This is a genomic window from Candidatus Binataceae bacterium (genome assembly GCA_035500095.1).
GTDB lineage: Bacteria > Desulfobacterota > Binatia > Binatales > Binataceae > JAKAVN01.
On sequence record DATJXN010000032.1, the window covers coordinates 1 to 11,162 of the forward strand.

Here is an 11,162-nt window from a genome sequence, read left to right on the forward strand (position 1 = left end):
GTGGACATCAAACCCCACGAATCGGATATTATTCTCCATCGACCGGCTCCTTTCGTTTGTAGCCCTGCGCTACCTTTCTCCAACTCGCAGCGTAACCTACGATATCTGCGAATCGGAGCCGGTCGTTCCATACTGACTAGGCGCTCACAGACGAAATCCCGCCCGCCGTCTCCATCACGTATTTTCCGGGAGCGGAATCAAGCGGCGGATATCGCACGCTGCCGAGACTGGCCGGCGCTTCGCGTTTCTCCCCCGAATGCTTATCGAGCCATGCGAGCCAATGATCCCACCATGAACCCTTCTGCTCGGTGGCGTTCTTCAGCCACGCATCGGGGTCGCCGCCGAGAGCCGGGTTGACGTAGTACTTGGCTTTGAAGTTCGTGGGCGGGCAGACCAGCGTCTGGACGTGGCCGCTCGAGTTGAGGACGAATTCGGTCCGTCCGCCGAACAGGCGCGCGCCGTTATAAACCGCGCGCCAGGCGCAGATGTGGTCGGTCATACCGCCGACCACGAACAGGTCGTATCCGGCCTGGCGTAGATCGATCGGCGTGTCCAGGATCTCGACCGCGCCGGCTCGGGTCAGGCCATTGCGCAGCAGCAGGTCGAGAAAGCCCGCGTGCAGCCGCGCTGGCAGGTTGGTCGAATCGGCGTTCCAGTACAGGATGTCGAACGGCGCCGGATCCTTGCCCATCAGGTAGTTGTTGACCCAGTAGTTCCAGACGAGATCGTTGGGCCTGAGCCACGCGAACAGGCGCTCCATCTCCGCGCCGTTGAGCACGCCCTGGCGCCGCGAGCGATCGGTCGCCGCCGCCACCCCCTCTTTGGTCGTGAACATCCCGGTCATCGACGGCATGCTCGAATCGAGCATCGTGACGATGAGCGATGCGGAGTTGACGCGGCGGTCGCCGAGCGCCGCCAGATGGCCGAGCATCAGGGTCGAGGTGATTCCGCCCGAGCATACGCCGAGCAGATTGACGGTCGGGCTGCCGCTTATCTCGCAGACTGCGTCCAGCGCCTCCTTGAGCGCCGCCACGTATTCGTCGAGGCCCCAGTCGCGATGCTCAGGCCGCGGATTGCGCCAGCTCACGGTGAAAAACGGCACCCCGCGGGCGACGGTGTACTCGGTCAGGCTGCGCTTTGGCGCAAGGTCCATGATGTAGAACTTGTTGATCTGCGGCGGCACGAGCATCACCGGCCGCTCATACACCTGCCGCGTCGCCGGCGTGTACTGCAACAGCTCGAGAACCTCGGAGCGAAACACCACCGCGCCGGGCGTGACCGCGAGATTGCGGCCGACAGCGAACGGGCGCTTGTCGACCGTCTGCGGCATGCCGTTGTTGTTCCAGAGGTCGTCAAAGAAGCTGCGCATCCCATAAACCAGGCTCATTCCGCCAGTCTCAAACGCGCGCTTGATCGCAGCCGGATTGCCCAGGAGCACGTTGGTCGGAGCGAGCGCTTCAGTCAGCAGGCGGATCGCAAAGCGCTGCTGCTCGGCCTCCTTCCAGTCGCCGTTCGCGTGCTCGCCCTCGCGGACCATCGATTGCATGGTCGAACGCCATACGAGGTAGCTCTGCATCAGGCGGCGATAGAAGAAATTGTCGGACCAGGTAGGATCGTCGAAGCGTTTGTCGCTCTCGTCCGGGGTGACGTCGGAGACGCCGGCGGCGACCTTGAATAGCTCGACCGCCATCTTGATCAGTCGGCCGCCGAGAACCTCCGGATTCCTGAGCGTTTCATCGACGAAGTTGGAAAGTTGCTCTATGACCTGGTCCGCATCCAGGCCGACGAACGGATTGGCGCCCAAAATTGCGTCGGCCGCCCTGACCGCGTGCTCGGGCGCCTCGGCAAACTCTGCGGATTCCTGCTTGGCATTGGCTTTCATCCCGTCGCCTTCCCTCGATGCGATGGAGCGGCCCGTCTGAAGCCCCAGCAAAGGAATGCTAGCCTAGCAACTCCAAACCACGCTCAAACAGACGTGGACCCGACAGGGCTATATCTTCCCAAGTCGGATCGGGGCGCTTTCCGCGTCGATGCAACATGAGATTAAACGCTGTTATAACTCCGAACCGATAACCCGCGAACGCCCGGAACCATCGTACCTGCCGCACATCGATTGCTGACGCCGACTTCGAGACATAGATCTCCGCTATCTCATCGGGAGCGAGCACGTGCTGCGGTATCAGCTCCTGTGTTTCCCAGCTGTCGCGGTCCGAAAACAGACAAAGCCATCCGAGATCGATCAAAGTCGCCCCGATTTGCGACAGTTCCCAGTCGATGACCGCCCTGAGGCGCCCTCCCTCAAACAGGCAATTCGACCACTGAAAGTCGCCGTGGACGCATCCGACATGCACCCTCTCGGGAGAGGGAAGGCTTTGACGCAGCCGATCGCGCAAAACGGGCCCGCGTCCGACGACCTTGGGGTCGAGTGTCGGCCGATCGAGAAGGTTGTCCAGCCGCTTCATTTCGTCCGCGAGCGAAAGCGGCTCGCCCCAGGCGTCGCGGCGCGGCTCCCACGGCAGCGCGTGCAGCGCAGCCACCGCTTCGACCGCCTGCATGACCATCGCTCGCGTCTCGGTGGCGCCGTAGCGGCGCTCGCCCAGCGCCAGCTTGTCGCCGTTAAGGAAGCCCACTACAAAAAACGGTCTGCCGAACCATCGCAGATCGTTGTCGTAGCACTTGACCGGCGGGACGGGCACAGCGGTTCCCGCAAGCGAGGCCATGATTCGAGCCTGGCGAACCACGTCGGTGGGCCCCGCAATCGGTACGCCCTCGGGCGCGAGCCTGATCACCAGCCGTTCGGTTCGCGACGCCACGCCCGCGCGCGCGGTCAGTTCGAAGCTGTAGCTCAGCCCGGCATGGCCGGGCAGCGGCATTGGTTCGCTCACGCTCGCGCCGGGGTCACCGGTCTTCTCGCGCATCAGCGCCGTCAGTTGGCGCGCGATCCGCTCGCTCTGTGCGCTCTGATCGATCTGCGGGTCCGTCATTGCTCGAAAGTCAGCAGGATTGTGTGGCTCAACGGTGACGCGGCCGGTCCGAAGCTCCCCCAACAGGGCCGCGGACCGGCCGGCTGCAGTCTAAATTCTTAGCCGCGCATCTTGAGCTTCGACCAGGCCGGATGCAGGCTTGCGGCCGCACTCGGACGGGCCTCGACGCGCTTGAACCACGCTTGGAGGTTCCTGGCCGAGTCGGGGATTTTCTGCCCCACGCCCGCGGCAAAATCGGTGCAGCAGTAGAGAATGATGTCGGCGATCGTGAAGCGGTCGGGCACAATCCAGTCGCGGCCGGCCATCAGCCCGTCGAGCCATACCAGGCGCTTCTGCGCGTTGTCCTTCAGCGACTTGGCCGCGTCTGGATAGACCGGCACGCGGTTCTTGAACAGTTCGTAGCCCTCGGCGTAGCGGAAGCCGTTATAGATGTTCTCGGTGATGTTCAGTTCGACGCGGCGCTGCCACTGATGGGTCTCGGCGCGCTCCTCGGCCGTCGCTCCGATGAGCGCCGGTTTGGGATGCTTCTCTTCGAGGTAATCGAAGATCGCAACGGTCTCGCCGATGGTCTTGCCGTTATCGAGTTCGAGCGCCGGTAGTTGTCCGCCGGGATTCCGTTCGGTGTAAGGGGGCTTTCGATTCTCCTCTCCCATCAAGTCCACGTCCTGCGTCGGGAGCGTGATGCCCTTTTCGGCGAGGAACATCCTGAGTGCGCGCGGATTGGGGCCGAAAGAATTGTAGATTTTCATGGCTGTCTCCTTAAACTCGGTTGCGCCGGGCAGACGATCATCCGGATATGCAGCACCCGCCGGCCGGGCCGCTGCCTTGCGAAACGCCGATGCCCAAGCGCCCCTACCCTAGACCATCGCGGGTTTTGAGTACACCGCCGCCGCGGCGACGTATCCGTTCCGTTCCCACGCAGCGCGCGCGCGTGGTTGCGCGCGCGGGCGCGGCTGTGATTTTTTCTTGGGTGCCGGTTCGCGCGGGGAAAGCCCGCGCACAGCGGCCGGACGCGAGCAGCAACGTACGTAAGATGCGATTTTGTCCGCAATGCGGGACGCCGGTGATACCCGGCGCGAAGTTCTGCGTCAGCTGCGGGACGGCGCTGACGGTCTCCGCCGGAAATCCGGCGGAGACCGTCAGCGGCTCCGCGGCCGGCGCTGCGGCGAGCACGGCGCTGGCGGCCGGCTCCGCGGCCGGCGCGCCGCGGGTCACGGCCGCGTTCGCGGCCGTCTTCGCGCTCATCTTCGCGGCGGGACTTGGCGCAGCCGCGTACATCATGCGCCGGCAAGTGCCCGGCGCGCGCGAGGCTGCCGAGGCGACCGCCCAGGGCAGTGCGTCCGGCAATCTGCCCCCCGGCCATCCGGAGGTAATCAAAATCCCCGACGAGGCGCGCAAGTTTATCGACAAGCTGCAGGCCAAGGCCACCGCTGCGCCCAAGGACGTCGACGCATGGAATCGCTTCGGCGACGCCGCCGAGCGAGCTGCGATGTTCGATCCGTCGTACTATCCCAAGGCCGCGGACGCGTACGATCACGTGCTGAAGCTCGATCCGGATAATCTTCCGGCGCTCCGCGGCGTAGGCAATATCGACTACGACCGGCGCCACTACGACGAGGCGATCGCGGCCTACGAGCACTACCTGAGCCGCAAACCCGACGATCCGCGGGTGCGCACCGACCTCGGCACGATGTACCTCTCCAGCGGCAATCCCGATGTCGCGATCGTTCACTACAAGAAGGTGGTGGCGGCGCATCCCGAGTTCTTCGAGGCATATTTCAACCTCGGCGTCGCCTATGCCGAGCAGGAGAACAAGCCGGTTGCGCGCAGCTATTTCGTCAAGGCGCGCACGCTCGCCCCGGATGACAAGAGCAGAAGCGAAGTCGATCAGATGTTGGCGACGGTCGGGGGAGCGCCGCAGGGCGGCAACGCCGCGACGATGGCAGCCCAGGGCAACCCCGCGACTTTCCAGGGCGCGTTCGAGCAGATGGCGCGAGGGTTGCCGATCGCGGGCCCTAAGGTCCACGGCGTGCAATGGACCGGCGACAACCATCCGCGGCTGCTGATGGACAATTTTCCGATGGACCAGATGCCGCCGTTCGCGGCTAAGCGCTTTCTTGACGATCTGAAGTCGGGCACCGCCGACGCGATGAAGTCGCATCGCCTGCAGGGACCGGTGACGGTCGAAATCGCCGACGCTTCGAGTAATCGGGTTATGCAGTCGGTGACGATTGCGGCTATCGACGCGACGGCCGGCGCTGCGCCGGCCGCGCAACAGCCGGACACGACGGCTTCCGGAGCCTCATCGGCTTCCGGGACTTCGTCAACTTCCGCTGCGTCCGGGACTTTCCAGGAGGCGGTGGCCGAGATGATGCGCGGCCTGCCGGTGGCGGGTCCCAAGGTGACCGCGGTCGAGTGGCCGTCGAACATGCGGGCCCGGGTGATGATGGATAATTTTCCGATGGACGCGATGCCGGCGCCGATGCGCGACAAGTTTGTCGCAGACATCAGGACGCGCCTCGAGAGCGCCAAGACAGCGCACAAGGTCGCCGGCACGGTAACGGTGGATATCGCTGATGCCGGGAGCGGCCGGGTGATGGAATCGGTCAGTCAGTAATCGGGGCGGTCGCAACGCTCGGCGCGCATCGCGCTTGAAGGCATCCACCCGGTTACGATGGCGGCAGTTACGATGGCGTTCGAAACCGAAGATCTGGAGACCGACCTTCACCTCGCCCAGCGCTTTCAACAGCTTTACGTCCGCAAAACGCGACCCAAATACGGAGGTCCACCCATGAACGGCTTCAAGCAATTTCTCCTGCGCGGCAACGTCATCGACATGGCCGTGGGTATCGTGGTCGGCGCAGCCTTCGGCACCGTGGTATCCGCGTTCGTCAAGGATTTGCTGACGCCTTTCATTGCGGCAGTGGTGCACAAGCCCGATTTTTCCGGCATCGCGTTCACGATCAACAGCAGCAAGTTCATGATCGGCGACTTCATCAACCAACTGATTTCGTTCCTGCTCGTGGCCGCGGCGGTCTATTTCGCGATCGTGATGCCGGTCACCAGGCTGATGGCTCGTCTGGAGCCGCCGCCGGCGCCGACCACCAAGACCTGCCCCGAGTGCCTGAGCGAGATACCGATCGCGGCTAAACGCTGCGCTCACTGCACCTCGACGCTCGCAGCCTGAGCGAGTCGAAGGTTCTATCGCGCTCACGGTCAACTCGCACGTACGGCCATCGCAGGGGTTAGTATCTGCATGGCGCAGAGATAACCCCTTGCGCGCTCCCTCCTTTTTCCGGCCGCATGCCGCTTGGCCTTTCATCGGATTTTCCTCATTTTCCGGGCAACCCGGGCACCCCGTGGAACGATTATCGCCAAAATGCGACAATTGACGTCTAGACGTATTCACGATCGGCTAATGGTGCGATCATCGTCAGATACGAAGGCCAAAGGGGGGAGACAAAAATGAACGACTCAGCGGACGTCATGGTGCTGGGATGGCTCGCGGTCGCGGTCATGATCGGACTCATCGTGCTGTTTGGTTCATGGTTCACGGTCGAGCAGCAGGAAGTCGCGATCATCCAGCGCCTGGGCAAGTTCCTGCGGATCGCTCGCGCAGGTCTGCATTTCAAGATTCCCCTGATCGACCAGGTGGTCGATAACGTCAACCTCCGGGTGCAGCAACTGACGGTCAAGGTCGAGACCAAAACGCGCGACAACGTTTTCGTCCACGTCACCGTGGCCGTGCAATTCTCGGTCTTTCCCGACAAGGTTTACCAGGCCTTCTACAGCCTCACCGACGCGACCCCGCAGATAACCGCTTTCGTCTTCGACGTGGTACGCGCGCACGTGCCCAGCCTCGACCTCGACGATGTCTTCCTCAAAAAGGATGAAGTCGCGCAGGCAGTCAAAGGATCGCTAGGGACACAGATGTCCGAGTACGGCTACGACATCCTGACCGCGCTCGTCACCGACATCGATCCGGACGAGCGGGTCAAGGCCGCGATGAACGAGATCAACGCCAATCAGCGCCTGCTCGAAGCGGCCAAGGCCAAGGGCGAAGCCGAGAAGGTCCTCAAAGTGAAGCAGGCCGAGGCGGAAGCCGAGAGCAAGGCGCTGCAGGGCAACGGAATCGCGCGCGAGCGCACCGAGATCGCGCGCGGCCTGCATGATTCGGCGGCGATGTTTCAGCAGGGATTGCCGGGCGCGACGGTGCAGGAGGCGATGGTCGTGCTGTTGCTGACCCAATACTTCGACATGCTCAAGGAAGTCGGCGGGCGATCCAACACCATCATGCTGCCGCACTCGCCAGGCGGACTGACCGATATAGCCGGGCAAATCCGCAACGCCATGGTCGCGGCGCGCGAGGTCTCGACCGATCACGGCGGCGATCCGGGAGCGGCCGCCGGCGGTTCGGCCAACGGGCAGGCGACGTCACTGGCGTCCGCCGGCGCTCCCTCGCACAACAGCTCGCAGATGCGCGACGCGGATGGCTAGCGGCGCGCGATGGCGTGTATCGAGTCGATCAGATCCTGCGCCGCGAAGCCCAATAGCCCGTAATGATAGGCTACGCTCACGCCCGCCGCGAATATCAGCACCATGATCACCGCGAGCGACGTGCCCATGTGTGATGTCGCGCCTGCGGTATGCTGCCGCTGACCGGGAGGCGGCGTAATCAGGAGCGACAGATCGTCGTGCAGCTGGCGGTAATAATCGCGGACCTCGGCGATCAGATGATTGCGCACCTCGCCTGGATTGGGGAGATTCTCGCCCGTGAAGCGCAGGATCTCCTCGAACTGGGTGAGCACCCGCTCGGCGTGGTCGGCCACGATCGTCAGGTACGCCGAAGGCACCTTGTACAGGTTGCCGCTGCCAAGTCCGCGAAAAAGTGCGAGAGTCCGCTCGAAGTAGGGCAGACCTGCGCGAAAGCTCAGATTGCGCTCTTGCAAGTCATCGCGCGCCAGGGAGGCGGAGCTGAGCTTGTCGAGTTCTTTGAGATTCGCCTTCAGGCGAGACCTTGCGTTGCGCTCTGAACCAGCAGCCATCGAAATTAACCCCCGCCCCCCTGAGCGCATTATGCTACGCGATGCATATGAATGTATAGAACCGTTAGCTAATCCTTGCCCCGTACTTCGTTCACCAATGGTTTATTCGCTGCTCAATTGCAATCGATGCCTATCAGAACGCGCCTGTTTAGAAATTAACCGGCTATAGCGAGGCAAATCGGCGGTTCTCGTGCGGCCACGGCGCCGACTCGCGAATCGCTTCCAGCACTTGCTCCGGCTCGGCCACAACTTTCCACATCGCCCGATGACGCTCGTCCATGAAGCGTCGTTCGATCGAGCGCTCTAGCAGTTCGATTAGCGGGCGGTAGAAATCCTCCGTATTGACGATCACGATCGCGCCGCCATAGAGCCCGAGCCGTTTCCAGGTTATCGCCTCGAACAATTCCTCGAACGTGCCGCATCCGCCGGGCAGGGCGATCACTGCGCCGACCGAATCGATCATCAGGCGTTTGCGCTCGTGCATGTCGTTGACGATCAGCAGTTCGCTGAGTCCGCGATGCGCCCACTCCAGATCGTGCATGAAGGACGGGATGACGCCGATTACACGGCCGCCCGCGGCCAGTGCGGCGTCCGCCAGATGCCCCATCGAGCCGACGCTGCCGCCGCCGTAAACGGTCGTATGACCCGCGCGCGCGAGCACACGCCCAAGCCGCGCTGCGGCCTGATGGTAGATCGGGTCACATTGACGGCTCGAGGCGCAGTAAACGCATACCCTCATGTTCGCCATGTTCCAGTATGGTATCTAACCGGCCCTTCGGCGCACAGACGGCCGGCAACCGGCCAAACGCGATATTCACAGGACCGCCGGGCGGGTCTTTTGCTGGCTTGGGTCTGGCACTCCATGATAAACGGGTGCGCGAGGCCGGTTTCGTATGGCGCATCAGCAAAAACCACCCGGAATGCCACCAGCCAAATGGCGCGAGGTCCTTTGGACCCAGGGACTTTTCGACATGAACAGGCGGTGCGCGAGATCAACAGGCGCTGGAAGGAACCGCGCGTCTGCCCGGTATGCCATCAGAGCAAATGGGCCATCAGCCCGGAAATCGTACGGCTGTGGACGATGCGGATGAAAAACGCCTATCCGTGCGTCAACATGGTCTGTCAGAACTGCGGGCACACGATGCTGTTCAACGCCACGGTCTTGAACTTGCTGCCCGAGGGCAAAAGCTGAGCGCGATGGAACGTGTGCGAATCAACGGCGTCGAGCTTGCCTACGCGATCGGCGGCACGGGGCCGCCGCTGGTCATGATTCATGGCGCGCAGGGCGACCAGACCATGTTCGCCGGCCTTTCCGCCGCCTGCGCCGGCGCTTTTCGCGTGCTCACCTTCGACCAGCGCGGCTCGGGACTGAGCGAGAAACCGGACATCGACTACAGTATCGCGATGCTCGCCGACGACACCGCCGCGCTGATGGAGCACTTAAGCTTCGCGCCGGCGCACGTCATCGGGGTCTCGATGGGCGGAATGATCGCGCAGGAGTTGGCGCTGCGCCATCCGGCCAAGCTTCGCTCGCTGGTGCTGGGATGCACAACGCCCGGCGGACCGCATCAAGTCCCGGTTGAAGGCGACGCGATGGCTGCCGCGTATTCGCTCACGCCAATGCCCGCCGAAGAGCGCGGCCGAGCGCTGGCGCGTGCGGTTTACAGCAAGGATCATTTGGAGCGCCATCCGGAGATCATCGCGGCGATGGTCGAAGCGCGCCGCCAGCGGCCGATCGATCCGGTCGCGCTGGGCCATCGGATGAAAGCTCTCTCCGCGCATGACACTTACGATCGGCTGCCTCGAATCAGCTGTCCTACGCTGGTGATCACGGGCAAGGAGGACGCGCTCATCGCGTGGGAAAACTCGCGCATCCTGGCCGAGCGCATCCCCGGAGCGAAGCTCGAAGTGCTCGACCCGGCCGGACACTGCTTCTGGCTGGAGCGCCCTGAGGACTCGCGCGCCGCGATCGTGCGGTTTTTGCAATCGGTGGATCGGCGATAGCAAGTAACCCCCGTTCGAGGACGTTCCGTCACGGGAGAGTAGTGGGCCAGAGAGTGTGTGCCTGACGCAGACTCGGCTGAAGCACTAATCTGCGCCGGCGCCGTGCCTAAGCCCGATCCAGCGACCGTCTCTAGCGTTTTTCAGCCTGTTGTCACCAATTTGGTTATCCCAATTGCGCTGCTCTTGATAGCAGCGCTCGGAAATAAGGTCTCCAGGACGGCTCCTGGCTGGTTGCTAACGGACTTCTATCTGGGGCCGGATTTATGTTTGGCTGCAGTGAGCACGGGATTATTCAAGATATTTGACCTACTAAAGCGGATGCCAATTCCGCAGGAAAAAACCGCCAATTTCGTTAACGATGTTGCGTCGTGCGCGGTGCTGGTTATCTTTACATTTGGAATGTATATTTACTCACTCGTGGAGCATCGCGAATGCCTTGACGCGAATCCGCCGGGGCGATTCGCTCTGTTTCGCTTGGGATTCGTCTGTATTTATTGGGATTAGCTTGCTTAGCGGCATTTCTGTTCTTGATTAAGACCGCTGGATTGATGCGACACTCTTACAGGCGATCCGTATGACAGCCAATAACAAAATTGCCGCGCTAGGGGTGACCCTAGCGGCCGGAACTGCGGTAGCCGGAGCCGCCGTAGAATCGCTACCTGTTATCGCTGTCGCCGCTGGCGTCGGCCTTGTCGCTGCATCGATCAAATTGATCGCGCATTGGCGAGAGCAAAACGCCACTCATGCACGCCACGAACAGGATCATGCGCGCGCGATATCGGCGCACTAATGCTTAGGTGAATCGGCAGACGGCGTTTCTTCTGTAGTGATTTCTTAATCCGTTCTCTCTGCTCACCATCATAGTCCGCAGACCAACGTTGAGTCTTGCGCGTGTCGTATACTCAACCAGGGCGACGCCGGTGGCGTGCCCGCCGCCAACGTTCCCTTGCGCCTCCTGCATAGTCGCCAATCTTTTGGTCGCGCTCGCCAATCGGCATAGGGGGTAGCGCCGCAGCGCTACTCCCCTGCCACACCACCGGACATGCGGGTCCGCATCCGGCGGTTCGGAAGGTTGAGGTTACTGGGCAAGTCTGGGCACTCCGAGGCGGTCGTAGTAGCGAGTGGTGAG

The 11,162-nt window shown here is 62.5% G+C and carries 11 protein-coding genes; 6 read left to right on the plus strand and 5 right to left on the minus strand.

Features of this window, described 5'->3' with window-relative positions:
• Window positions 1–136: 136 nt before the first annotated feature.
• The 3 genes from VMI09_04285 to VMI09_04295 all read right to left on the minus strand — a co-directional run bounded on the left by VMI09_04285 (window position 137) and on the right by VMI09_04295 (window position 3,733).
• A complete protein-coding gene (locus VMI09_04285) occupies window positions 137–1,882 on the minus strand; it encodes an alpha/beta fold hydrolase (protein ID HTQ23889.1) in 1,746 nt (581 codons plus the stop codon).
• Between the two features lie 58 nt (window positions 1,883–1,940).
• On the minus strand, window positions 1,941–2,984 hold the full coding sequence (locus VMI09_04290; GenBank protein ID HTQ23890.1) for a phosphotransferase family protein: 1,044 nt from the start codon (window positions 2,982–2,984) through the stop codon (window positions 1,941–1,943).
• A gap of 98 nt (window positions 2,985–3,082) precedes the next feature.
• Window positions 3,083–3,733: a glutathione S-transferase family protein gene (locus VMI09_04295; protein ID HTQ23891.1), complete on the minus strand. Its 651-nt coding sequence runs from the start codon at window positions 3,731–3,733 to the stop codon at window positions 3,083–3,085.
• 284 nt (window positions 3,734–4,017) lie between these two features.
• Here VMI09_04295 and VMI09_04300 point away from each other — a divergent pair, with 284 nt between their 5' ends.
• The 3 genes from VMI09_04300 to VMI09_04310 all read left to right on the plus strand — a co-directional run bounded on the left by VMI09_04300 (window position 4,018) and on the right by VMI09_04310 (window position 7,481).
• The gene (locus VMI09_04300) at window positions 4,018–5,601 is read left to right on the plus strand and encodes a tetratricopeptide repeat protein (GenBank protein ID HTQ23892.1); all 1,584 of its coding nucleotides are present in this window, start codon (window positions 4,018–4,020) and stop codon (window positions 5,599–5,601) included.
• A 72-nt stretch (window positions 5,602–5,673) separates the two neighbouring features.
• Entirely contained in the window at window positions 5,674–6,171 is a 498-nt protein-coding gene (mscL, locus tag VMI09_04305) for a large conductance mechanosensitive channel protein MscL (GenBank protein ID HTQ23893.1), read from the plus strand.
• Between the two features lie 278 nt (window positions 6,172–6,449).
• Entirely contained in the window at window positions 6,450–7,481 is a 1,032-nt protein-coding gene (locus VMI09_04310; protein HTQ23894.1) for an SPFH domain-containing protein, read from the plus strand.
• Here the strand turns inward: VMI09_04310 and VMI09_04315 are convergent.
• Together VMI09_04315 and VMI09_04320 are read right to left on the minus strand one after the other, a co-directional pair.
• Complete coding sequence (locus VMI09_04315) at window positions 7,478–8,029, minus strand: hypothetical protein (GenBank protein HTQ23895.1); 552 nt, start codon at window positions 8,027–8,029, stop codon at window positions 7,478–7,480. The genes VMI09_04310 and VMI09_04315 overlap by 4 nt on opposite strands.
• A 163-nt stretch (window positions 8,030–8,192) precedes the next feature.
• A complete protein-coding gene (locus VMI09_04320) occupies window positions 8,193–8,777 on the minus strand; it encodes a TIGR00730 family Rossman fold protein (GenBank protein ID HTQ23896.1) in 585 nt (194 codons plus the stop codon).
• 234 nt (window positions 8,778–9,011) lie between these two features.
• On the opposite strand from VMI09_04320, the gene VMI09_04325 reads away from it, so the two are divergent.
• Genes VMI09_04325 through VMI09_04335 form a run of 3 tightly spaced genes read left to right on the plus strand, consistent with a single transcriptional unit; the run spans window position 9,012 to window position 10,537 of the window.
• Window positions 9,012–9,221: a hypothetical protein gene (locus VMI09_04325; protein ID HTQ23897.1), complete on the plus strand. Its 210-nt coding sequence runs from the start codon at window positions 9,012–9,014 to the stop codon at window positions 9,219–9,221.
• 5 nt (window positions 9,222–9,226) lie between these two features.
• Window positions 9,227–10,033: an alpha/beta hydrolase gene (locus tag VMI09_04330; GenBank protein ID HTQ23898.1), complete on the plus strand. Its 807-nt coding sequence runs from the start codon at window positions 9,227–9,229 to the stop codon at window positions 10,031–10,033.
• A gap of 57 nt (window positions 10,034–10,090) precedes the next feature.
• Window positions 10,091–10,537: a hypothetical protein gene (locus tag VMI09_04335; protein HTQ23899.1), complete on the plus strand. Its 447-nt coding sequence runs from the start codon at window positions 10,091–10,093 to the stop codon at window positions 10,535–10,537.
• Window positions 10,538–11,162 lie beyond the last annotated feature (625 nt).